The 22,498-nt window shown below is 39.1% G+C and carries 22 protein-coding genes and 1 rRNA gene; 12 read left to right on the top strand and 11 right to left on the bottom strand.

The features are described from left to right. Both KHA97_RS23285 and KHA97_RS23280 read right to left on the bottom strand, forming a co-directional pair. Nucleotides 1-1,455 (bottom strand): 16S ribosomal RNA (locus tag KHA97_RS23285); the annotation flags it as partial. Between the two features lie 239 nt (nucleotides 1,456-1,694). Beyond that, nucleotides 1,695-1,931, bottom strand: coding sequence for a hypothetical protein (locus KHA97_RS23280; RefSeq protein ID WP_213127195.1), 237 nt, complete (start codon nucleotides 1,929-1,931; stop codon nucleotides 1,695-1,697). A gap of 167 nt (nucleotides 1,932-2,098) precedes the next feature. Between KHA97_RS23280 and KHA97_RS23275 the strand changes: the two genes are divergently transcribed. Beyond that, nucleotides 2,099-2,848 carry a polysaccharide deacetylase family protein gene (locus KHA97_RS23275; protein ID WP_213127194.1) on the top strand — a complete coding sequence of 250 codons (750 nt, stop codon included), beginning with the start codon at nucleotides 2,099-2,101 and terminating at the stop codon, nucleotides 2,846-2,848. Between the two features lie 20 nt (nucleotides 2,849-2,868). Here KHA97_RS23275 and KHA97_RS23270 read toward each other — a convergent pair whose 3' ends face one another. After that, nucleotides 2,869-3,516 carry a KinB-signaling pathway activation protein gene (locus KHA97_RS23270; protein WP_213127193.1) on the bottom strand — a complete coding sequence of 216 codons (648 nt, stop codon included), beginning with the start codon at nucleotides 3,514-3,516 and terminating at the stop codon, nucleotides 2,869-2,871. Between the two features lie 147 nt (nucleotides 3,517-3,663). On the opposite strand from KHA97_RS23270, the gene gerD reads away from it, so the two are divergent. Next, the gene (gerD, locus tag KHA97_RS23265) at nucleotides 3,664-4,281 is read left to right on the top strand and encodes a spore germination lipoprotein GerD (protein WP_213127192.1); all 618 of its coding nucleotides are present in this window, start codon (nucleotides 3,664-3,666) and stop codon (nucleotides 4,279-4,281) included. A gap of 80 nt (nucleotides 4,282-4,361) precedes the next feature. On the opposite strand, the gene KHA97_RS23260 is transcribed toward gerD, so the two are convergent. The 3 genes from KHA97_RS23260 to KHA97_RS23250 all read right to left on the bottom strand — a co-directional run bounded on the left by KHA97_RS23260 (nucleotide 4,362) and on the right by KHA97_RS23250 (nucleotide 7,200). Further along, nucleotides 4,362-5,420, bottom strand: a complete 1,059-nt coding sequence (locus KHA97_RS23260; protein ID WP_325167535.1) for an Mrp/NBP35 family ATP-binding protein — start codon at nucleotides 5,418-5,420, stop codon at nucleotides 4,362-4,364. Nucleotides 5,421-5,980: 560 nt separating this feature from the next. Next, nucleotides 5,981-6,691: an N-acetylmuramoyl-L-alanine amidase CwlD gene (cwlD, locus tag KHA97_RS23255; RefSeq protein ID WP_213127191.1), complete on the bottom strand. Its 711-nt coding sequence runs from the start codon at nucleotides 6,689-6,691 to the stop codon at nucleotides 5,981-5,983. A gap of 68 nt (nucleotides 6,692-6,759) precedes the next feature. Continuing rightward, nucleotides 6,760-7,200 (bottom strand): DUF2521 family protein, encoded by a 441-nt coding sequence (locus KHA97_RS23250; protein ID WP_213127190.1) that lies wholly within the window; start codon nucleotides 7,198-7,200, stop codon nucleotides 6,760-6,762. A gap of 135 nt (nucleotides 7,201-7,335) precedes the next feature. On the opposite strand from KHA97_RS23250, the gene KHA97_RS23245 reads away from it, so the two are divergent. From KHA97_RS23245 to pflA, 4 genes are all read left to right on the top strand, one after another. Beyond that, nucleotides 7,336-8,013: a hypothetical protein gene (locus tag KHA97_RS23245; protein WP_213127189.1), complete on the top strand. Its 678-nt coding sequence runs from the start codon at nucleotides 7,336-7,338 to the stop codon at nucleotides 8,011-8,013. 239 nt (nucleotides 8,014-8,252) lie between these two features. Next, nucleotides 8,253-8,780, top strand: a complete 528-nt coding sequence (locus KHA97_RS23240; protein ID WP_325167534.1) for a class D sortase — start codon at nucleotides 8,253-8,255, stop codon at nucleotides 8,778-8,780. A gap of 196 nt (nucleotides 8,781-8,976) precedes the next feature. Continuing rightward, a complete protein-coding gene (gene pflB / locus KHA97_RS23235; protein ID WP_213127187.1) occupies nucleotides 8,977-11,205 on the top strand; it encodes a formate C-acetyltransferase in 2,229 nt (742 codons plus the stop codon). Nucleotides 11,206-11,307: 102 nt separating this feature from the next. Beyond that, nucleotides 11,308-12,048, top strand: a complete 741-nt coding sequence (gene pflA, locus KHA97_RS23230) for a pyruvate formate-lyase-activating protein (RefSeq protein ID WP_213127186.1) — start codon at nucleotides 11,308-11,310, stop codon at nucleotides 12,046-12,048. A gap of 174 nt (nucleotides 12,049-12,222) precedes the next feature. Here the strand turns inward: pflA and KHA97_RS23225 are convergent, their stop codons facing one another. The 4 genes from KHA97_RS23225 to KHA97_RS23210 are packed head-to-tail and all read right to left on the bottom strand — an operon-like array spanning nucleotide 12,223 to nucleotide 14,659. Next, nucleotides 12,223-12,774: a hypothetical protein gene (locus KHA97_RS23225; protein WP_213127185.1), complete on the bottom strand. Its 552-nt coding sequence runs from the start codon at nucleotides 12,772-12,774 to the stop codon at nucleotides 12,223-12,225. Continuing rightward, nucleotides 12,771-13,076, bottom strand: coding sequence for a hypothetical protein (locus KHA97_RS23220; RefSeq protein WP_213127183.1), 306 nt, complete (start codon nucleotides 13,074-13,076; stop codon nucleotides 12,771-12,773). The genes KHA97_RS23225 and KHA97_RS23220 overlap by 4 nt, the downstream gene beginning before the upstream one ends. After that, entirely contained in the window at nucleotides 13,051-14,280 is a 1,230-nt protein-coding gene (locus KHA97_RS23215) for a M56 family metallopeptidase (protein WP_213127181.1), read from the bottom strand. Before KHA97_RS23215 ends, KHA97_RS23220 begins: the two co-directional genes overlap by 26 nt. A 1-nt stretch (nucleotide 14,281) precedes the next feature. Next, on the bottom strand, nucleotides 14,282-14,659 hold the full coding sequence (locus KHA97_RS23210) for a BlaI/MecI/CopY family transcriptional regulator (RefSeq protein WP_325167533.1): 378 nt from the start codon (nucleotides 14,657-14,659) through the stop codon (nucleotides 14,282-14,284). Between the two features lie 195 nt (nucleotides 14,660-14,854). Here KHA97_RS23210 and KHA97_RS23205 point away from each other — a divergent pair, with 195 nt between their 5' ends. Next, nucleotides 14,855-16,243: a glycoside hydrolase family 18 protein gene (locus KHA97_RS23205; protein ID WP_213127180.1), complete on the top strand. Its 1,389-nt coding sequence runs from the start codon at nucleotides 14,855-14,857 to the stop codon at nucleotides 16,241-16,243. 28 nt (nucleotides 16,244-16,271) lie between these two features. Here KHA97_RS23205 and mgtE read toward each other — a convergent pair whose 3' ends face one another. Next, nucleotides 16,272-17,639, bottom strand: a complete 1,368-nt coding sequence (gene mgtE, locus KHA97_RS23200; protein WP_325167532.1) for a magnesium transporter — start codon at nucleotides 17,637-17,639, stop codon at nucleotides 16,272-16,274. Between the two features lie 127 nt (nucleotides 17,640-17,766). Here mgtE and KHA97_RS23195 point away from each other — a divergent pair, with 127 nt between their 5' ends. The 5 genes from KHA97_RS23195 (at nucleotide 17,767) to KHA97_RS23175 (ending at nucleotide 22,495) form a co-directional block, all read left to right on the top strand. Further along, the gene (locus tag KHA97_RS23195; RefSeq protein ID WP_213127179.1) at nucleotides 17,767-18,237 is read left to right on the top strand and encodes a DUF6147 family protein; all 471 of its coding nucleotides are present in this window, start codon (nucleotides 17,767-17,769) and stop codon (nucleotides 18,235-18,237) included. Between the two features lie 100 nt (nucleotides 18,238-18,337). Next, nucleotides 18,338-19,531 (top strand): sensor histidine kinase, encoded by a 1,194-nt coding sequence (locus KHA97_RS23190; protein ID WP_213127178.1) that lies wholly within the window; start codon nucleotides 18,338-18,340, stop codon nucleotides 19,529-19,531. Next, nucleotides 19,531-20,187 (top strand): response regulator, encoded by a 657-nt coding sequence (locus tag KHA97_RS23185; RefSeq protein ID WP_213127177.1) that lies wholly within the window; start codon nucleotides 19,531-19,533, stop codon nucleotides 20,185-20,187. The genes KHA97_RS23190 and KHA97_RS23185 overlap by 1 nt, the downstream gene beginning before the upstream one ends. A gap of 149 nt (nucleotides 20,188-20,336) precedes the next feature. Then, the gene (locus KHA97_RS23180) at nucleotides 20,337-21,272 is read left to right on the top strand and encodes an ABC transporter ATP-binding protein (RefSeq protein WP_213127176.1); all 936 of its coding nucleotides are present in this window, start codon (nucleotides 20,337-20,339) and stop codon (nucleotides 21,270-21,272) included. A gap of 11 nt (nucleotides 21,273-21,283) precedes the next feature. Further along, the gene (locus tag KHA97_RS23175; protein ID WP_213127175.1) at nucleotides 21,284-22,495 is read left to right on the top strand and encodes an ABC transporter permease; all 1,212 of its coding nucleotides are present in this window, start codon (nucleotides 21,284-21,286) and stop codon (nucleotides 22,493-22,495) included. Nucleotides 22,496-22,498: the final 3 nt, after the last annotated feature.

Below are 22,498 nucleotides of genomic sequence, written 5' to 3'. Positions count from 1 at the left end.
GGTTACCCCACCGACTTCGGGTGTTACAAACTCTCGTGGTGTGACGGGCGGTGTGTACAAGGCCCGGGAACGTATTCACCGCGGCATGCTGATCCGCGATTACTAGCGATTCCGGCTTCATGCAGGCGAGTTGCAGCCTGCAATCCGAACTGAGAATGGTTTTATGGGATTGGCTCGACCTCGCGGTTTTGCTGCCCTTTGTACCATCCATTGTAGCACGTGTGTAGCCCAGGTCATAAGGGGCATGATGATTTGACGTCATCCCCACCTTCCTCCGGTTTGTCACCGGCAGTCACCTTAGAGTGCCCAACTGAATGCTGGCAACTAAGGTCAAGGGTTGCGCTCGTTGCGGGACTTAACCCAACATCTCACGACACGAGCTGACGACAACCATGCACCACCTGTCACTCTGTCCCCCGAAGGGGAACGCCCTATCTCTAGGGGTGGCAGAGGATGTCAAGACCTGGTAAGGTTCTTCGCGTTGCTTCGAATTAAACCACATGCTCCACCGCTTGTGCGGGCCCCCGTCAATTCCTTTGAGTTTCAGCCTTGCGGCCGTACTCCCCAGGCGGAGTGCTTAATGCGTTAGCTGCAGCACTAAAGGGCGGAAACCCTCTAACACTTAGCACTCATCGTTTACGGCGTGGACTACCAGGGTATCTAATCCTGTTCGCTCCCCACGCTTTCGCGCCTCAGCGTCAGTTACAGACCAAAGAGCCGCCTTCGCCACTGGTGTTCCTCCACATCTCTACGCATTTCACCGCTACACGTGGAATTCCGCTCTTCTCTTCTGCACTCAAGTTTCCCAGTTTCCAATGACCGCTCACGGTTGAGCCGCGAGATTTCACATCAGACTTAAGAAACCGCCTGCGCGCGCTTTACGCCCAATAATTCCGGACAACGCTTGCCACCTACGTATTACCGCGGCTGCTGGCACGTAGTTAGCCGTGGCTTTCTGGTCAGGTACCGTCAAGGTACCGTTAGTTAGACGGTACTTGTTCTTCCCTGATAACAGAGTTTTACGATCCGAAAACCTTCTTCACTCACGCGGCGTTGCTCCGTCAGACTTTCGTCCATTGCGGAAGATTCCCTACTGCTGCCTCCCGTAGGAGTCTGGGCCGTGTCTCAGTCCCAGTGTGGCCGATCACCCTCTCAGGTCGGCTACGCATCGTCGCCTTGGTGAGCCGTTACCTCACCAACTAGCTAATGCGCCGCGGGCCCATCTGTAAGTGACAGCAGAACCGTCTTTCAACCTCTCCTCATGCGAGAAAAGAAGTTATCCGGTATTAGCTCCGGTTTCCCGAAGTTATCCCAGTCTTACAGGCAGGTTGCCCACGTGTTACTCACCCGTCCGCCGCTAACCTTTGGGAGCAAGCTCCCTCAGGTCCGCTCGACTTGCATGTATTAGGCACGCCGCCAGCGTTCGTCCTGAGCCAGGATCAAACTCTCATAAAAGTAGTTTGTTAGCTCATTTGCTGGCAATGGTAAAAACCATTGTTTAAATAAATAATTTAACGTTCGTTTCGTTCAGTTTTCAAAGATCAAACACGTTGCTTTTTTACAGCGACTTTAAGATTATATAAAATATAAATCTTATCGTCAAGACTTTTTTTAACTTTTTTTCAAAAGCTTTTTTTCAGCAACGGATATAAATATAACAAGGTTCTTTCTACATGTCAATTACTTTTTTTAAATTATTTCCCCGAGCTGCTCGATTCTTTTGTAGAAGGTAAAATATAGTTCATACACTCATTCTCTGAAGCGACTCGTTTAAATAATGAAAATAAAGTCTTATAGCGTTCCTTCATAGACTGTTTAACGATTGATTCAATTCTTACATCCTTTAAATCAAAAAGAATTTCATCCATTTCTCTTTTCAGCAAATAAATAATTTCTTCTTTATCTCGATCATTTAAAAGTAACCCAAGCATTTTTACACCTCGTTTATATGCATTGCATCAGTTTTAACGATTGTATAGTTATGTATCTCCAATTCCCTTCAAATTATGAGATAAATAATCCTTCCTCATCATTTCATTCATATCCTTAATGCCATCATACATAGACTATTATGGACAGGCAGATGAGGAGGATTGGTATGAATTTTTTTATTACTTTAAATGGGCGTAAAGTAAAACAAGGATTCTTTGTTGTGTTAATCTCCTTTTTTACCGCCTTACTTTTTTTCTCTCAAGCTACCGTTCATACTCCAGTCTTTGGAACTAAAGATCATCCAAAAGCTATCTATAAAGGAGAAAAAGGAATAAGCTTGACGTTTAATATTGGTTGGGGGGATGTTCAAGCTGAGCCAATTCTTGATGCATTGAGGAAAAAGGATGTACGTGCCGCTACTTTTTTTCTCTCGGGTGCATGGGCTGAGAGACATCCGGATACTGTAAAAAGAATTAAAGAAATGGGATTTGAAATTGGAAGCCTCGGTTATGCATACGAAGATTATACGGAGTTAGAAGATGAGAAAGTTAGGAGAGATATATTACGGTCTTTAGACGTTTTGAAAAAACTGGACATCAAAGATGTTACGCTGCTCCGCTCTCCTACAGGGCACTTCGATAAACGAACATTAAAAATCGCCAATCAACTCGGATTAACGGTTGTTCATTGGAGTTTAAATTCACAAGATTGGAAAAGTCCCGGAGTCAATAAAATTGTTGAAAACGTACAAAAGGTACAAAAAGGCGATATTATTTTAATGCATGCTTCAGATTCTGCCACCCAAACAGCAGAAGCTCTTCCGGCAATCATTTCAACTATAAAAGAAAAAGACCAACTAGTTACTCTTTCAATCCTTATTGCTAACGGTAAGGTAAAAACGACCTTAGTTCCATAATAGGAAAAGCGACCTCATCTTTAATGGGTCGCTTTCTTATTTTGGATATTCGAAGTTTTTTTTGCTCTTTCTTCTGCTGATAATCGATTATATTTTGGCAACATTAAAATTTGATAGGCGTTGCATGCAATTAGCGGAAAAATCATCAAATAGATCCAGCTTTCATCATTTGGACGTAAAACCGGGAGCCATTCGAGAATTGTAACGACAACCATAAAAAATAGTGCAGAAACAAAAATGTTTCGATTTGTCATTTTCGCTTTGAAGTAAGCAACGATTAGTGCCGCTACCAAAATAAAAAGTGCTAGCCCTATATATGGGAGAAGACTCTCGTTTTCACCCGCAAACGATTGAAATCGGAAATAAATCAGATCAAATAAAACGAAAACGACTAGAACAAGCTGAACAGCATTCCACAGAGATTTAAATATCCCGAGGCCAAACTGGTGAATAAATAAATAAGCAAAAAAGCCGACTTGGCTAACGACTGCAAAAATGAATCCAACTCCGACAAGCCAGATAAATGTAGATAGGATTGCTCCTATTTTCACTTCAGTAAAATATGGTTGAAATTCACTCCAACGAATAATAAATCCTAATATACCAGTTAACAATCCACCTAATACGAGTGAATTATATAAAAACTTAATCAAGTTTCTAATAGTCACTTCAAGAATTCCTCCATTTATGTACTTAACAAAACGATTTTATCAATCTTCCTATAAAAAAGCCATGGATGTCTAGATTGTGCATAAATTTTTCACAAATTCTCATATTAACTGTAAGGGATATTGTTTAGAAAGGAGCTTCTTTCAATGCGAAAAAGTGTTTATTTGCTCCTGTTAATTGCTTTATTAACACTTTCTTCCTGCAGCGGCAATGAACAAGGAAATGCAAAATTAGACTATGATCAAACAAAAAAAATGATTGTTGATATTTTGAAATCAGATGAAGGCAAGAAGGCCCTTCAAGATATGATGAAAGATGAGGAAATGAAACAACAATTAATTATGGATCAGACTGTTGTTACCGAAACGATTGAAAAAACACTTACATCTGATAAAGGGGAACAATTCTGGAAAAAGGCAATGGCTGATCCTAAGTTTGCGGCTACAGTAGCCAAAAGTATGAGGAAGGAACATGAGGCACTATTAAAGGACTTAATGAAGGATCCTGAATATCAAGGGCTATTAATGGATGTATTCCAAAATCCAGAAATGCAAAAAGATTTTGCGAAAGCCCTAAAAAGCAAGGAATTCCGAGAACAAATGCGTCAGGTAGTAAAAGAAACAATTGATAGTCCACTTTATAAGGCAAAAATTCAAGATCTTCTTTTAAAAGCAGCTGAAGAAGCTGGAAAGCAAGGGAAATCAGGTAAAGAAGAACAAGGCGGCGGTGGCCAGGGTGGAGGCGGCGGTGGCGGCGGTCAATAAGAGACGCTTGCTTGCCTCCCTACCAAATCTAAAAAATGAGACATATACCTCACTATTGGGTATATGTCTCATTTTTTTATTCAGCCTAATAGCTGCACCATTTTTTCAGCAATATCACCGTAAATGCGTCCAATGTTATGGTCTTCACCATAAATAGAAGGAGCAAAATCATCCTCATTCCAATCTGGCTGTTGTAAAGGAAGCTTCCCTAATACTTCTGTTTGCAGTTCCTCAGCAAGCTTATCCCCGCCTCCTTGACCGAAGACAAGTTCTTTCTCTCCTGTCAATTTGCTTTCAAAATAAGACATGTTCTCGATAACACCAAGGATTTCGTGATTTGTGCGCAGGGCCATTGCACCTGCCCTCGCTGCAACGAATGCAGCCGTTGGATGCGGTGTCGTTACAATAATTTCCTTACAGCTTGGCAGCATCGTATGTACATCAAGTGCTACATCCCCCGTTCCAGGAGGTAGGTCGAGCAATAAATAATCGATGTCTCCCCATTCAACTTCGGTAAAGAAATTATTAAGCATTTTTCCTAGCATTGGACCACGCCAAATAACAGGGGAGTTGTCTTCAACGAAAAATCCCATTGAAATAACTTTTACACCAAAACGTTCTACTGGAATAATTTGATTGCCTCTTACCTTTGGACGGTTCGTTATTCCCATCATATCCGGTACACTGAACCCATAAATATCCGCATCAATTAATCCAACTTTTTTTCCAAGGCGAGCTAGGGCCACGGCTAAGTTAACAGAAACGGTCGATTTCCCTACTCCCCCTTTACCACTTGCAATAGCAATAAAGGTTGTTTTACTATTCGGTGATAATAAACCGCCTTCATCACTTTGCAAATCTCCTGAAGCCCTGTGTTTTTCCAGTTCTTCCTCTGATAAAGTGTCGAATCGGATTCCGACAGTTGCAGCTCCTGCTTTTTTTAACGCATCCACAACTTTCATTTGGAATTGAAGTTGTTCAGGAGTTCCAGTTTTAGCTAAGGCGATTTTTACACTGACATGTGCTTTTTCTTCTTTCGCTTTCACCTCAAGAATGCCGTTCGTCTCTTCAAGTGTTTTATGTAGTAATGGATCTTCCATTTTTTTTAACACATCATACGCTTGCTGTTCAGTGATCAAGGTCTCGCACCTTCCTTATCATCGATTTCATTCTGTTTCAGTATAACATAATGCACTTTTTAAGGAATGTTATACGCTTATAGGAAAAGCGGAAGCGCTTGTTCATCGACGTATGGATTTCGAAATCCCTGACGAGATAAAGGAAACACGATGAGTCCGACAGGACGAATTGATGTTGACTTATCGTAGGAAGGGATGTAGAAATCCACTAGTCGATAAGCGCTGGAGCTGGACATAGAAAAGCGGAAGCACATGGTCATCGACGTACAAACAATTGCGGCATTGGTGACCTTCGCGGTGTGAAAGAAGGTGCTGAAGGGAACCAATCGTGTTATTGGTGACCTTCGCGGGTTGAAAAAATCTTCTGAAGGGCACCAATCATGATATTGATATCTTTCAGAGGCTAGAAGTAATCAATCACGATATCGGCGGCTTATGTTAAGTAAAAAAATATATAGATAATACTTCAAAGGCTTTGACTAATATAAATAAAACGTAGGGAATCATTAGGCACTTTAACCGAAAAACAAAAAATTCGGAAACGTATATGTCGCTCCGAATTATTCAATCGATTTTTCGTCAGTAAAAAATCGAAGGACTCCTCTATAAATTGCGATGGCCACCTTCTCCTGATACTCCTCCTGTTTCAATGATTCTCGTTCGGTTGGGTTTGATAAAAATCCAATTTCCACTAAGGCTCCTGGCTTTTTGGCGTTTTTCAATAAATATATTTGTTCGATTGTTTTGGCTTCCCTTTTTGTATTTCCTAAACTTTTTACCAACTCATTTTGAATAAATTTTGCCGCTCTTTTATTATCAGGATTGTGCGGCGCGTAAAATGTCTGGGCTCCGCTCCAACGCGGGGAAGGGATCGCATTTAAGTGAATACTAAGGAATAAGTCCGCTTCGGATTCATTGATTATCTTAAGTCTTTTATGCAAATCCTCTGTCTTGCGTCTGCTTAGCCCTCTTGTATCAGGAGAAGCCAAGTCTGTATCAGTTTCCCTCGTCATTAACACTAGCGCACCTTGCTCCTGCAAGTAATCGCGAAGCATATAGGCCACCACCAGTGCGATATCTTTCTCTTGAACATCTCCCCCTTCCGCTCCACCATCTGGGCCGCCATGTCCCGGGTCTAAGTAAATAACTTTCCCTGTTAATGGAAGATTCCACGTATCAAAAGAGTCTTTCAGTAAAAACTTGTATTGAAAAATTAGAAATAGCAATGCAGCTCCTACTGAAAATGAAATGATTTTTACTTTTCTCCCCATTCGATCTTCCCCTTCATGCTTTCTTCGTAAAAGCATATGGGACAAGATTGTTTTTTAGAACGGCAAACCTAGTGTAGCCGTAATTTGTATCTCCTTTCTCCCTTTCTATAGCCGTTTACCCACCAATAATAAACAAAATGCTCACATGCTAAAAAGATATCCTCGTCACTGATCATCTTTTTTCCATAATCCCAGTAAAGCCAAAAATAATATAAAGTATCGATAAAATGTGTGATATCTTGATGACACCTTTTTTTCGCCATTTCCATCGTTTCACCATGGATTGTAAAACGGCTAAATTCTCCTCCATTTAAATAGGCTTCAATCGCTACATCAAAGCAGGCCTCTTCCACCCCTTCATCTAAGGGGCCAACTCCGATTCGCAGAGCATTAAAATGGATGATCAAACTTTTTTTTAATTCTTCTATTGATAAATCTCTTAAAAGCTTTCGCTCAATGGTTAATTGTTTTTCACGTTTTCTCTCTTCAAAATTCGTCATAACATTCATGCTGACTTCATCCTCCCATTACATAGTTTCAACGAACTAGGAGAAGTCATGCGCATTGTAATCAAAAAATGATTTATGGAAATCGAAACATTATTTAACATTAAATCGTCTATTAAGTGTAGGGGGGCTTTACGAGTGAAGAAGTATATCATAATAGCATGTCTTGTTTTATTAACTGGTTGCCATTCTAATGTGGTCATCGATTGGGTCGATTTTTTACAATTTAATGGGGAACAATACAATGGAAGCACATTAGAAATAGCCGATCCTGAATTAATCGGAAAAAAAGTCGGGAAGATTAAACACACGTTAGAAAACAATGTTAAAGATCCAAGTTATAAATCCAAGGATGGAGATGCCGCATACATCTCTAAAGGAACGGCTTTGTACGAAGTGAAAAATGAATCAAATTTACTTGCCATACGAGACAAGGATTCAATTAATGGTTATAAAATTTATTCGAAAGAAAATTATGCGGCAAATACTTCTTACTTTAATAAAGATGAAGTAACAAAGGTTCAAATTTTTGATGAAGTTTCTTATAATCAATTCATTTTGAGGAAAGCCATTTCGGACAAAAAGGATATTTCTCAACTATTTGATATTCTAAAATCGGGAAAACCGGATTCTACCGTTGCATTTGATTATTCCAACCCAAATATGAATTCGTTTGTGATCCTCGTATACACTTCATCACCTATTGCTGAAAAAATCCCATTGTTTTTTGATGGTAAGCAATACTTTTGGTATAACCATGACAGTGAAGTGTTGCCTAAAGAGATTGAGCTTATTTTAAGTGCAAACGATAAATAAGAAGCCTTACCTCCTTTGAAAAGAGGTAAGGCTTCTAGTCATCCAAAAAATTGAAAATCCTGTTATTTTTTATACCAACCTCCAAATTTATCCAATCGACTCTATCTTTTAATAAAAATTTCGTCTATATTTTATATAAAACTAAGATAGTTTTCCCCTTTAAAAAATCCAAAAAGGAATGTATCAAATTGCAGAAAAAAATATCCTACTTCCTTCTTATTTTAGGGAGTTTGATCATTGTGTTTAGCCTTTGGCAAATATTCGAAATGAATGTATTGAAAGATAAGGCATTAAAGGAAGCAAAGACAAAAATTGAACATCTTGATAAAAAAGAGCTTCAACATGAGAATATGATTGATTTTAGTGCAGAAAAAGGCGAGGTCGTTGGAGTTTTAGAAATTCCAGCCCTAGAAAGAGAAATTCCTATTTTGCATGGGGTAGATGAAGAAGAACTTAAAAGCGGGGTTGGCCATTACCCTGGCACTGTTTTTCCCGGCCAAAAAAATCAAATCGTATTGTCTGGGCACCGCGATACCGTATTTCGCAAATTTGGAGAACTTAATATTGGTGATTCGTTCATCGTAAAGATGCCTTATGGAGAGTATGAGTACATTATTGATCACACTAAAATTGTTGACGCTTATGACCGAACCATTATAGCTCCTACTGATGGCAAAGAGGTTCTTACTGTCACAACCTGTTACCCATTTCAATATATCGGTAATGCACCGGATCGGTATATTATTTATGCTTATCCTAAAAAGTGAAGCACACTATATGCTATATGTGAGCTTTACTTTTTTCAATATTTTGCCATAAAATCATTACTTCTTTAATTCTAAAGGTGCTATAATGAATATGAGGATATTGCTCAATACTTCACAAGTTCATTTTCGCTTGCTCAATGTTTCACAATATCTTCAATATACTTATCACTAATATAATTTCAAGGAGGTCTTCAAGATGTCTCATTGGAAAGGTTTTGCAGAAGGTCGCTGGCAGCAGGAAGTGGATGTTCGAAATTTTATAGTGAATAACTACTCTTTATACGAGGGTAACGAGGAATTTTTACAAGGACCTACAGAAGCGACGAGTGATTTATGGAAGCAAGTGATGGAGTTAACAAAAAAAGAGCGTGAAAATGGCGGAGTGTTAGACATGGATACGAAAGTAGTGTCAACGATTACTTCCCACGGTCCAGGATACTTACAAGAAGAACTAGAACAAATTGTTGGATTCCAAACTGATAAACCGTTTAAAAGATCTCTCCAGCCATTTGGCGGTATTCGGATGGCAGAAGCCGCTGCTGAATCTTACGGTTTCAAAGTAGATGAAGATGTAGAAGAAATTTTTACAAAATATCGCAAAACACATAACCAAGGGGTATTTGATGTCTATACAGCAGAAATGAGGTTAGCACGTAAAGCTGGTATCATTACAGGTCTACCAGATGCTTATGGTCGTGGTCGGATCATCGGAGACTATCGAAGGGTTGCCTTATACGGGGTCGATTTCCTCATTCAGCAAAAACAAGCTGAAGTAAATCTAGTTGGCAACGGCATGATGACAGAAGAAGTGATTCGTGACCGTGAAGAAATGGCTGAACAAATCAATGCTCTACGTGAATTAAAAGAGCTCGCGCAAATTTACGGATACGATATTTCTAAACCTGCCACAAATGCGAAGGAAGCATTCCAATGGCTATATTTCGCCTACCTTGCAGCAATTAAAGAACAAAATGGTGCGGCAATGAGCTTAGGTCGTGTTTCTACTTTCCTAGATATTTATATTGAAAGAGATTTGCAAAACGGCATCTTAACGGAAACAGAGGCACAAGAGCTCGTCGACCATTTCGTTATGAAATTACGCTTAGTCAAGTTTGCTAGAACACCAGATTACAATGAATTATTCAGTGGGGACCCTACATGGGTAACAGAATCTATCGGAGGAATTAGTCTCGACGGAAAACCGCTCGTTACGAAAAACTCTTTCCGATTCTTGCACACGCTTGATAATTTAGGGCCTTCTCCTGAACCAAACTTGACGGTCCTATGGTCTACTCTGCTACCTGAGAACTTTAAAAAGTATTGTGCAAACATGTCTATTAAAACAAGCTCTATTCAATACGAAAATGATGATCTCATGCGAGGAATTTACGGTGACGACTACGGTATCGCCTGCTGTGTATCTGCGATGACGATTGGGAAACAAATGCAGTTTTTCGGAGCACGCGCAAATCTAGCAAAAGCATTGCTTTATGCGATTAATGGCGGTAAGGATGAAATTTTAAAAGCTCAAATTGGTCCTGCATTTGCACCGATTACTACAGAGTATTTGCAGTATGAAGAAGTCGTCGATAAGTTTGACCACGTAATGGAATGGCTTGCTGGGCTTTATATGAACACCCTTAATGTCATTCATTACATGCATGATAAATATAGTTATGAAAGAATTGAAATGGCGCTCCATGACCGAGAAGTTTTACGGACAATGGCTGGTGGAATTGCCGGATTATCTGTCGTAGCAGATTCTTTAAGTGCCATTAAGTATGCAAAAGTGAAACCAATTCGCGATGAAAATGGCATTGCCGTCGACTTCGAGATTGAAGGTGATTTCCCTAAATACGGAAACAATGATGCTCGCGTTGATGATATTGCCGTAAATCTCGTTAAAACCTTTATGAATAAGTTCCAAAAACATAAAGCTTATCGCGGCGCTACACCAACATTATCTGTTTTGACAATTACATCTAATGTTGTCTACGGTAAAAAGACAGGTAATACACCAGATGGAAGACGAAAAGGCGAACCATTTGCACCAGGGGCGAACCCACTTCACGGACGCGATCAAAAAGGAGCAATTGCATCTTTAAGTTCTGTCGCAAAGCTTCCATATGAATATGCGTTGGACGGAATTTCTAACACTTTCTCTATCGTGCCTAAAGCACTGGGACGAGAAGAAGACACAAGAATTTCTAACTTAGCGGCTATTCTTGATGGATATATGACTAAGTATGGACACCACTTGAACATTAACGTATTCAATCGAGAAACGCTGCTTGATGCAATGGAACATCCCGAAGAATATCCACAACTTACAATCCGAGTTTCTGGATATGCCGTGAACTTTATCAAGTTAACGAGAGAACAACAAATCGATGTTATTAATCGTACGTTCCATGAAACGATGTAAGAAGAAAAACGGAAGGCGCCTGCCTGAAGCTAGACAGCAAAAGCATTAGAAGGTTGGAGCCAGTTATACATTACTGGCTCCCTTATGAAAGGATTTGAAGCTATGAAAATCCAAACTCGCATTCATTCAATTGAATCTTGTGGCACTGTTGATGGCCCAGGTCTAAGGTATGTCATTTTCACACAAGGCTGCCTCCTGCGCTGTCTATATTGTCATAACCCCGATACTTGGGCTTTCGGAAATGGAGAAGGCAAAGAAGTTTCTGTCGAAGAATTGATGAAGGATATAAAAGATTACCTTCCTTTTTTACAAGCTTCTAATGGCGGCGTGACAGTCAGTGGCGGAGAACCTCTCCTTCACGTTGACTTTCTCATCGAATTATTTACAGAATGTAAAAAACTCGGCATCCATACAGCAATTGATAGCTCTGGCGGATGTTTTACACGAAAAGAACGTTTTATGAAATCACTTGGTCGATTAATGGAAGTAACCGACCTTGTTTTACTAGATTTAAAACAAATCGACGAAGTAAAACATAAACACCTAACATCTGTTTCAAATAAACATATTTTAGACTTTGCCCATTATCTTGAGGAACAGAAAATGCCAGTATGGGTGCGGCATGTACTTGTCCCAGGGCTAACAGACAATGAAGAAGATTTAAGAAGACTTGGTGAATTTATTCGCTCTTTATCCAATGTAGAAAAAGTGGAAATTCTCCCTTACCATCAATTAGGAGTTTATAAATATGAAGCTTTAGGCATCGATTATCCGTTAAAGGATGTGCAAACGCCCGAGGATGAAAAAGTAAAATGGGCTTATGCTATTTTAACCAATGGGTAACATTCTTAAATATCGATTTTATATAAAGGAAAAGACTGAATTTGTAAAAACTCGGATACTCCCCCTAAGATTAACCAAGTTCATAGCCAGGTGGACTTTAGGGGGATTTTTACTAGTTAAAAGTAATTTTTTTAGTAGTTTCATAGATATGTCATTCACCCGTAACCAGTGTTACTAATCTTCAATTTGCTCTGGTGAAGGGATTGGAAAATTAAATTCTATTTTTTCATTGTTTATAAAAAGTGGGATATAACATTCTAAATCCTCAAATAGCTTGATGTCTTTTAAAAAGTATGTTGCTTCAAAAGTGGATTCCTTTCTAGCTGAAAAAGAGAAAATAACCGTTTCATCTTCATCTTTTCCTCTTTTTGTTACTTTATCGTCCCAACCATATCCTACCAAGGGAAAGCGCTCTTTCGGATTCCTCAATTGGAGAACGTTTTCCGAGGTATCTTGATTTTCCCTTAATGTTAATACAGCAGGAGAGTTCTCTTGATTTTCAAGTTTGAAGTACACTGTAAGTCGTTGTGCGTTATATTCATAGCTGTAATTGACTTGATATAATATCAATCTAACACCGTTGGTTTCTTGAGTTTCATTTAGCCCAACCGACATATTATATTCCTTTTCATTTTTATTATACCAAAAGTGATTGAAAAGAAGGGAGCATCCAGCTAATAGTACTGCATAAAAGAATAAGATTAACCATAATTGTTTCTTCATCATTTACTGCCTTTCTGTACCTCAGATACCATTTGTTGAAAAATCTTATAAACACCTTCTTGCTTCATAACATCTAAATCAGCATATTTTCCGCCAGCTAATAATGAGACGGCCTGGGGCTGCGATTCATACAAAAACCAAATCATATTAATATGGTCCTCATCTTGCTCGATTAATAATGGTCCTATTTCCGGGTCAGTTGTTTGCTCCAGTTCCATCCCAATATTTTGGTAATAGTCCTTCATCTCCTTTAGCCAGGACTCCAGATTATCAGACTTATTATAAAGTTCTAGTTGGAGTGTCATATCTCCTGTCTCTCTCTAGTTCTTTATAATTCACAACAGTTATGTTCAACGGTCCATATTCGCCGCTCTGTTCTTTCGGAACATAAATCATTTCAGCTTCTGCTTGTTGAAAAACCTCCCATCCAGCAGGGATGCTCACTGTAACAGATTTGGAAAATATTTTTGCGTTTGATAACGATACAGCTGATACTATCGCCACAAGGAACATACCAACTAGAAACCATCTACGCTTTTCTTTACGAAATGAACGTATCATCTTCATTCTCCTCACCATTTGAGATTTGGTGGAAATAAAGTTTGCGGCTCTCGGAAATTGTGGTAAATCCATATTACTTTGAATCACTTTTAAGATTGTGTGCCCGTAGTCTGCGGGGTCATCATTCTCAATTCTTGATAGGGCAAAGGCATCGCTCGAAAGCTCCTGATCTTCACGCATACGGGAATAACAATACCAAAGTAAAGGATTGAACCAGTGAAGCAGCAACATCAGTATCATTAACCAATTGACCCCAATATCACGATGCTTAAAATGTGCCAACTCATGATAAAAAATAAAGGATAAATCCTTCTTACTATACTCCTGCAACTGTTTGGATGGCAGAATTAACCTTGGCCGCCACAAGCCGTACAATGCAGGAGAAAATATTGCTGGACTTGTCATAAGTTGAATATCAGAATTAATGTTTGATTTCTGTTTACACATATTGAATAGTTCTAGAATAGAAGTATCAGAAATTGGTATGGCGGAATATAGACATTTACTGAATCGACGATTAGTGCGAAAAAGCTGAATTAGGCCAATTGCCATGCCTGCGAGCCATAAGAACGCGGCGATGATGATTATAGGATGAAGATTACTAGAAGTGGGATTCTCGGAAGCTGTATTTGTATCTAGGTCTGTTCTTGGTTGAAGGGTTACAAATGATGGATCAGAATAAAGGGTATGATTGAATTGAAAGTGTATAAATGCATCGGATTTACTCGGCGTAAATAAGTTAAATAAACTGAAGGAGCTCTCAGGTACCCAAGGGAGCATTAGCCGTATGACAAGGATGAGCCAAAGCCAAACGAACCATCTAGGTTGAAGTTTTTTCTTGAATAAAGCTCGGATTATTAAAATAAATATAGCGATGATACTCGATAATAAGGAAGTAACGATTGTCCATTTAAAACAATGAACGAGTATGGTAAGAAACTGATCCATCTCAATCCCTCCTTTCATCAAGTAAGCGCTTTAATTCTTCGACATCATCTTGGGACAGTTTATTGGTCTTAACTAAATGAACAAGCATAGGTTGAAGTGCTCCGCCGAAAATTCTTTGTAAAAACGATTTTGATTCGTTTTGAATGCTTTCTTCTTCTGAAACAAGCGCAAAATATCGACGCTTCCTTCCTTCTTGCTGATATCCAACTACTTTTTTATTCACTAAACGATTAACTAGGGTCTGTATTGTCTTCGGTTTCCAGTCCGTGCTTTGCGTCAGTTCATGAATAATTTTACTAATAGTTAGTGAATCGGATTTCCAAAGCACCTGCATCACAACCCATTCTGCCTCAGTAATTTTAGGAGATTCTTCCTTCACTTTTTCACCTCCGAAGGATTACAATTGTAAGTTTAAATTTATTTTATGTTATTTTCTAAAAATTAGCAATAGATTATATTTAAAAAATATGCCCCTCCATGGTATGATTCACCATTTTGTTAAAGTTCCTTAGAATCCTTTCACAGCCTTTGGGAAGAATAGTTGCAAATATACTGGTACGAGGAGGATATGTAAATGTCCCGATACTCTGTTTTCATAAATACAATACTTGTTCTATTTCTAATCCTCCCTTCTCTTGTAAAAGCAAATGAACAAAACTACGTCATTATTGGTTATTATGGAGGCTGGTCTCCACTTAAAAATTTCAATCCTCAATCCATTACACACATCAACTATGCGTTTGCAGATGTGTGTTGGGACGGAAAACATGGAAATCCGGAAGCGGGCAATGGCGGATTACTGCCTTGTACGGATTTGAATGGCGAACAACAACATGATATTCCCAATGGAACTGTCGTTTTAGGGGCCCCTGCTTCCGACATTCCAAACTTGGAAAACTTGAAAGCCTTTAAGCATGTAAATCCTCAATTAAAAACACTGATTTCTATAGGCGGCTGGTCGTGGTCTATGAATTTGTCGCTTGTCGCGAGAACGGAGAAAACTCGGAAACAGTTTGCGGAATCCGCTGTTTCCTATATTCAAACATATAATATGGATGGCATTGACCTTGATTGGGAATACCCTGTTAGTGGCGGAATGCCTAATAATCAACATGATCCTTCAGATAAGAAAAACTTTACCCTTCTACTGCAAGAAATCCGAAACGCTCTCAATAAAGCTGAACAAAAAGATGGAAAGAAATACTACCTTACGATTGCGTCAAGCGTAGGCTTTTCCTATTTAGAAAACACAGAATTAGACAAAATCTCCGAGATTGTCGACTATATCAATATTATGACGTACGACTTTAATGGAAGCTGGTCATCCATAACTGGCCATAACGCCCCGCTTTTCGAGGATCCGAAAGCATTGGAAAACGATGTCCATCCCCATAATGTCTCCGCTGCTGTCAACGGACATTTAGAACACGGAGTTCCTACGCATAAGCTTGTATTAGGCATTCCTTTTTACGGGCGATCCTGGGGAAATTGCAATCCCAACACAGAAGGAAAAATGATCGAAAATGGCGGCTATCAGCCATGCTCTGGTAATGGGGGCGGCAATCTCGAACCTGGCTCCTATGATTACAATTTTTTAGAAAAAAATATAATCAATCAAAATGGTTTTAAACGTTATTGGAACAATGATGCTAAGGTGCCTTACTTGTATAGCGAGGAAAAAAGGGAGTTCATTTCCTTTGATGATTCGGAATCCATAAAGGAGAAAGTCCATTTTATTACCGAAAATGCTTTAGCGGGAGCCATGGTTTGGGAATTAAGCGAGGATGACGAAACTCAAACATTAATGAAAGCGGTCCGTGATGGTCTTGGTTTTCCTTCGCTAGAAGCTCCTATAGAACCAACGAGGAAAAAAATTGAAAGCGAATCAAAAAATTGGATATATCTTTTCATCATAGGCATCCTGCTCATAATCTTATTGATAGCGAAAAGAAAAAGAAAATAACAGCACACTATCTCAGTGTGCTGTTTCCTTACGTAAGCTTTGATAAGAAAAAAGAAGCGATTGAAAAATACGTAATCAAAGAGAAAATATCATTTACCGTTGTAATCAGCGGCCCTGAAGCAACGGCGGGGTCTAGTTTACATTTATACAAAATAAGTGGTATTACCGTTCCTGCCATCGTTCCTAGTATAAGCGTCAGCAAGAGAGAGCAGCCTACGACAAGCCCCAAATATATATTCCCTTGCCAAATAAAAGCAATGATCGAAATGAGGAGACCGCAAGAAACGCCAATAATAAGGCTTACCCGAAATTCCCTAAAGATTAATTTCATAACTGTTTTTGCATCAATTTCATTTTCCGCCAATCCACGGACGACTACTGCAAGGGATTGGGTTCCCGTATTTCCAGTCATCCCGGCAATTAGCGGCATAAAAAACGCCAAAGCTACTACCTTTTCCAATGTTCCTTCAAACTTTGAAATAATGCTTCCGGATATTAGACCTATAAAAAGTAGAATAACTAACCATGGTAATCGCCGGATAGCTGCATTGAATGGTTTAGTATTAAAATCAATCTCCTTACTAGCTGTTGAAAACTTTCCATAATCATCGCTCGCTTCTTGAATGAGTGCATCTACCATATGATCAAATGTGATAATTCCTACTAGCACTCCATCCTCATTCGTAACAGGTAGTGCCGTAAAATCGTAGCGTTTGAACAACCGAACAATATGATCGCGCTTTGTTGTTGTCGTTACGCAGATGACCTGCTTGAGCATAATATTTTTTAACATTTCATTAGGGTCAGCAAGTAGTAATTCTTTATACGGAACAGTACCGGTCAAAAATCCTTTTTTATCAATAAGATAAACATGGTTATTACCCTCACCGTAAAGCGCAAGGGATCTGATTTTATCAATAGCGTCTTGTACAGTTAAATTGTCCTCAATGGAAATATACCGATTGGACATTAAACTTCCCGCTGTATTATCAGGATAATCAATCATCGATTTGACATAACTGGCGTTCGATTCGTCCATTTCTTCAAGAAATTTTTTTAATTGAACTTGGGGGTATTTTTTTAACAGGCGAGTAAGGATATTCGTATCAAGTAAAGCGAGCACTTTATTTGCTTTTTCAGGGCCAATTTTTCCAAGTACCTCAAGCTTTTGCATCGTGTTTATTTTTTGCATCATACTAGCGATCGTTGTTTCATCCAGGTTGTGGAGAAGCGATATACCATACTTTTCAGGAAGGCTTTGAAAAATTACACTCATATCATAAGGTCGCTTTTTCTCAAACATTTCGTTTAACTCAGCAAATTTTTCATTTTGTAATTTTTCTATGACTTGTAATGTTTCCTCTTCTAATTTTTGTTTTGTAATAATCGCAAGCACTTCCCTTCCTTGTCCACATCCATTAAAATTCTATATCCTCTTTCTTCTTTCTTAAAACTTTTCGGGAACAAAATCGGCCATTCTTTCGTCTGTCTAATGAATAATGTAAAAGGAGAGAGGATTTTCAATGATTCTATTGAAACGATCAGGACTTTTATTGATGGCGATCATGTTATTTACTATTGTTTTGGCAGTGGAAAAGAGCTCTGCGGATGAACTTCCTATTTCTGTTGGAACAGGAAGCACGCTAGATCATAATTCAATTCAAGCTTCAAAATATTTTATGAGCGGAAGCACTCTTATTCAAGCTCTTTCTAGTACACAAGTAAGGGTCTCGGGGAATACGAAAGCGTATAGCCCAGTTGATAATATTAAGGTTGACCTAACGTTGCAGAAGTGGGAATCTTCGAGTGGAAAATGGGTGGATGTACTCTCGATCGGAAGTGCAACAAACTATTCTTCCTCTATTGTATCCCTATCTAAAGAGGCGAAGGTTTTAAAAAATGCCTATTACAGGGTATGGGGGCTTCATCGGGTCATGCATGGAGGAGTCATAGAACAGAATACAAGTATTTCAACGTATGTATACGTAGATTAGGAGGTTCTCTTTAGGGAACCTCTTTTATTTTTATATATTCCCTTTCAACTAAATCGGTTTATAATTATAGTATCTAATTCCATCTTATAGAGGTGACGTTTTGAGATTATCCCTTTTGAGCAGTATTCGTTTGTTCATGTTTATTCTGATCAGTTTCATTTACTATACTTCTGTTGAAAACCATACAACATTGCAATTAACTTTTGTCATTATAGCTGTATTAGCATTCTGTATGAATCACTTTTTGTTAGTTACCTCTCTTGTAAAAAAGTTTTTTATTTTTGCTCTTACACTAGATGTTATTTTCATTCTAGGTTTTGTTTTTTTCTTTCCTGGGCCAACACTCTATTTGCTCCTGTTCGGAGTTGATGCCGTAACTCTCTTTTTAATTGCCGAAAACAAGCGCATTATTTGGGGATTTTCTCTTGCCTTTTTCTTCTTGTGGGCGCTTTGTATTTCTTACACGTATCGAATCACGGGAAGCCTCGATATAATGGAAAACTTAACCAACTTTGCGTTTATTATGTTTGAAGCTGTTGTTGGCCGCCTCATACATAAGCTTGTGTATGCACAAGAAAAAATTGGAACTCAATATGAAGAGCTTCAAGAGACGCATCATGCATTAAAAGATGCCCACGAACAATTACAGCATTACTCCAACCAAGTAGAGGAATTAACACTTATTCAGGAGCGAAATCGAATTTCCGGTGAGATTCACGATACCGTAGGCCATAAAATGACTGCATTACTCGTTCAGCTGCAAGTAGCAAAAGAGCTATACAATATTCAACCCGAAAAGAGCAAGCAAACGATACTTCTTTGCGAGGAACTGGCAAGAAATGCTCTTCAAGAACTACGGTTATCTGTGCGAACACTAAAAGATGAAAACAGGTCCTTTGTGGCAACGATTAGAAAAATTCTCGAAGACTATCAGAATATGACTGGCTTGAAATCTAGTTTTCAATTAAAGGGAAATGCTTCGCAAATTCCAACTGCCATTCAATTAGACTTAACACGCATCATACAAGAATCGGTTACGAATGCAGTTCGGCATGGACAAGCGACAGAATGTAATGTCACGATTGAAGTATCCGATTCTACCTTGGAGGCTTTTATAAGAGATAACGGAACAGGATCGACAAATGTTAGCCCTGGATTTGGCTTGAAGAATATGAGAGATAGAGTTCAAGAGCACGGTGGTCAAATCGTGTTTGAAAGCAATCCACAGCAAGGGTTTATCATAAGGATGAGTGTGCCATTGAAGGAGATTCAATGGCAGATGGGGGGAGCGTAATGATAAAGGTTTTAATCGTGGATGATCAAGAGTTAATGAGGGATGGACTTGCTACCATTTTGAATCTTAGACCAGAAATCGAGGTAGTCGGTGTCGCATCGAACGGAAAAGAAGCGTTTGAAAAAGCGAGTCATCTTCTCCCTGATATCGTATTAATGGATATTCGCATGCCAATCGCCAATGGAGTTGAAGGAACGAAGCTTATAACCTCTTCCTTACCAGATACAAAAGTATTAATGCTAACAACTTTTAACGATAGTGCGATAATTTTCGAGGCACTCGAAGAAGGTGCTAGCGGCTATTTATTAAAAGATATGCCTACTGATGCGATCGTTCAAGCAATCATGACGGTTCAGTCCGGTGGAATGGTTTTACCAAAAGAATTAACAGCTGAAATTGTAAAAGAAATGAGGAGAAGCCAACCAGCTGATCATCATACTGATGTTCCGCAAATCATAAAGGACTTAACAGAACGCGAACTTGAAGTATTAAGCAAACTCGGCTTAGGCTTAAACAATAAAGAAATCGCCAATGAACTATTCATCTCAGAAGGAACCGTTAAAAATCACGTATCTAATTTAATAAGTAAACTCGAGCTAAGAGACCGGACTCAAGCAGCTATTTTCGCGGTGAGATATCATATCACTTCCTTTTGATAGATGACTTTTGGCATAGTGCCCTATGACATACAGCTAACATAGCTGTATTTTTTTTTGAAAAAATCTATCTGGAGAGAGATTTGCTTGGAAAGGATACACGATATACTGTGTTTAGTTAATAACCGTTATTAAAAGGATGTGGAGTCATGTTAGAGGTTAAAGAGCTTAAAAAAAGCTACGGAAAAAAAGAAGTCGTAAAAAATGTTTCTTTTACCATTGAAAAAGGCGAGTCATTTGGTCTTCTCGGCCCTAATGGTGCAGGAAAATCTACTACCATCTCGATGATATGCGGTCTTATTCCATACGATCAAGGAGAAGTGTTGGTTGATGATCTATCTGTTAAGAAATCACCAATGCTCATTAAGAAAAAAATAGGTGTCGTTCCGCAGGAGATCGCCCTTTACCCAACGATGTCAGCTAAGGATAATTTGCTTTTTTGGGGAGCGATGTATGGATTAAAAGGCTCTCAAGCCAAAAAACGTGCGGACGAAGTGCTGGAGTTCGTTGGTTTAAAGGACCGAGCCAATGATCGAATCGAAACGTTCTCCGGCGGGATGAAACGGAGAATCAATATCGGTGCCGCCTTAATGCACGAACCGGAATTACTGATTATGGATGAGCCAACAGTCGGGATTGACCCTCAATCAAGGAATCATATTCTAGAGACAGTTAAAAAGCTAAATGAAAAAGGAATGACGATCATTTATACGAGCCATTACATGGAAGAGGTTGAGTTTTTATGCAACCGTGTCGGAATCATTGATCACGGAGAAGTCATTGCAATAGGAACACAATCTGAGCTGTGCAGCCGTTTAGTTGGCGGGTCAGTCATTCAATTAAATGTTGAAAATGAAACTATTGAAGCGCTTAATGCCATAAGAAAACTGGAAAATGTCAAAAAAGTTGTGGCGAAGGAAGATTCGAATATAATCGAAATTTTTGCAGAGCAGCCGTATGAAACACTAGGTTCAATTATGACCGCAGCTGTAAATGATGGCATGAAAATTGGAGCAGTGGAAATAAAAGAACCTAATCTTGAGACCCTTTTCTTGCAGTTAACAGGGCGCTCATTACGGGACTAGGGGGTTTATCAATGAGAGCTTTTACAATTGCCTGGAAAGATATGAAAATACGTTTACGAGATCGAAAAGGGTTTATAAGTATGCTGCTAATGCCCATTGTACTGACAGCCATTCTTGGTTCAGCTCTTAGCGGCATTTTTGGAGAAAGTAGTTCGATTCCAGCTACAACGGTCGGGATTGTCGTTTCTTCTGCGGATGATTTAACCGATCAGTTTGTAGATAAGGTTTTACAAGGGGATGAATTAAAAGAAAGCATTACACTTAAAAAGTATAAAAGTGAAGCTAGCTTAAGATCAGCTATGGAGAAGCAACAGGTCGATGTAGGAATGATCCTCCCTTCTGGTTGGGGAGACGGTTTAATGAAGGGTGACCAAAAAGAAGTAACGATGTTTAGTGACCCTGAAAAAGACATTCAATTTATGATTGTAAATTCGATCACGACGTCTTTCATTAACCGAGTAACGTCCGTTTCAAAAGCGACTGAGGTCGTTTCAAAAGAGTTAATGGCTGTGCCTGTGTCTAGTGAAAATATCGATATTGCTACTGTCGCGGGCGGCCTTGCAAATGAACTTTCAGAACTTGCAGGTTCAAGTGTGAATGTTGTTACGTCAGAAAAAGATGGGAAGGAACCGATTTCTGGCATGCAATACTATGCAGCAGCCATGTGTGCCATGTTCGTTTTGTTTAATACAACAATTGGGGCTAAATCGATTATCCAAGAGCGAAAAACGGAAACATTAGCTCGTTTAATAAGCAGTCCTACCCAACGTTCTTCTATTATATTCGGAAAATTTTTAGGTACCTTATATTTTTCCTTCCTGCAATTAATCGTGTTTGTCAATGCCACCCACTTTTTATTTGGGGTCGATTGGGGAAGTAATCTTTTGCAAGTCCTTGCTATTGGGTTGGCCTTTTCTATATCTGTATCTGGCTTTTCAATGATTATTGCTGGAATTATTACAGAAGAAAAAACAGCTGATACGATCGGTGGCGTTGGGGTTCAAATTTTAGCGCTATTAGGCGGATCCATGATTCCAGCTGCGGCGTTTCCAAATGCTCTGCAGCTTTTGGGGAATATTGCACCTAATAAATGGGCGCTTGAAAGCTTCGTAGAGATTATGAACGGAACAGATTGGAACACACTTATCCTACCAATGACCGTTCTCCTATTTAGTGGATTAGTAGCATTATTGATCGGATCGTTAAAGTTAAAGCCAAGATAAGGA

This window comes from Lederbergia citri, from assembly GCF_018343625.1.
Taxonomy (GTDB): domain Bacteria; phylum Bacillota; class Bacilli; order Bacillales; family Bacillaceae_C; genus Lederbergia; species Lederbergia citri.
This window is presented reverse-complemented; position numbering and strand designations above follow the sequence as displayed.

Excerpts from the sequence above, each read along its gene's own strand:
- KHA97_RS23280 (WP_213127195.1), bottom strand. The coding sequence starts at position 1,931 with ATGCTTGGGTTACTTTTAAATGATCGAGATAAAGAAGAAATTATTTAT.
- KHA97_RS23275 (WP_213127194.1), top strand. The coding sequence starts at position 2,099 with ATGAATTTTTTTATTACTTTAAATGGGCGTAAAGTAAAACAAGGATTC.
- gerD (WP_213127192.1), top strand. The coding sequence starts at position 3,664 with ATGCGAAAAAGTGTTTATTTGCTCCTGTTAATTGCTTTATTAACACTT.
- cwlD (WP_213127191.1), bottom strand. The coding sequence starts at position 6,691 with ATGGGGAGAAAAGTAAAAATCATTTCATTTTCAGTAGGAGCTGCATTG.
- KHA97_RS23250 (WP_213127190.1), bottom strand. The coding sequence starts at position 7,200 with ATGAATGTTATGACGAATTTTGAAGAGAGAAAACGTGAAAAACAATTA.
- pflB (WP_213127187.1), top strand. The coding sequence starts at position 8,977 with ATGTCTCATTGGAAAGGTTTTGCAGAAGGTCGCTGGCAGCAGGAAGTG.
- pflA (WP_213127186.1), top strand. The coding sequence starts at position 11,308 with ATGAAAATCCAAACTCGCATTCATTCAATTGAATCTTGTGGCACTGTT.
- KHA97_RS23225 (WP_213127185.1), bottom strand. The coding sequence starts at position 12,774 with ATGATGAAGAAACAATTATGGTTAATCTTATTCTTTTATGCAGTACTA.
- KHA97_RS23220 (WP_213127183.1), bottom strand. The coding sequence starts at position 13,076 with ATGACACTCCAACTAGAACTTTATAATAAGTCTGATAATCTGGAGTCC.
- KHA97_RS23215 (WP_213127181.1), bottom strand. The coding sequence starts at position 14,280 with ATGGATCAGTTTCTTACCATACTCGTTCATTGTTTTAAATGGACAATC.
- KHA97_RS23205 (WP_213127180.1), top strand. The coding sequence starts at position 14,855 with ATGTCCCGATACTCTGTTTTCATAAATACAATACTTGTTCTATTTCTA.
- KHA97_RS23195 (WP_213127179.1), top strand. The coding sequence starts at position 17,767 with ATGATTCTATTGAAACGATCAGGACTTTTATTGATGGCGATCATGTTA.
- KHA97_RS23185 (WP_213127177.1), top strand. The coding sequence starts at position 19,531 with ATGATAAAGGTTTTAATCGTGGATGATCAAGAGTTAATGAGGGATGGA.
- KHA97_RS23180 (WP_213127176.1), top strand. The coding sequence starts at position 20,337 with ATGTTAGAGGTTAAAGAGCTTAAAAAAAGCTACGGAAAAAAAGAAGTC.
- KHA97_RS23175 (WP_213127175.1), top strand. The coding sequence starts at position 21,284 with ATGAGAGCTTTTACAATTGCCTGGAAAGATATGAAAATACGTTTACGA.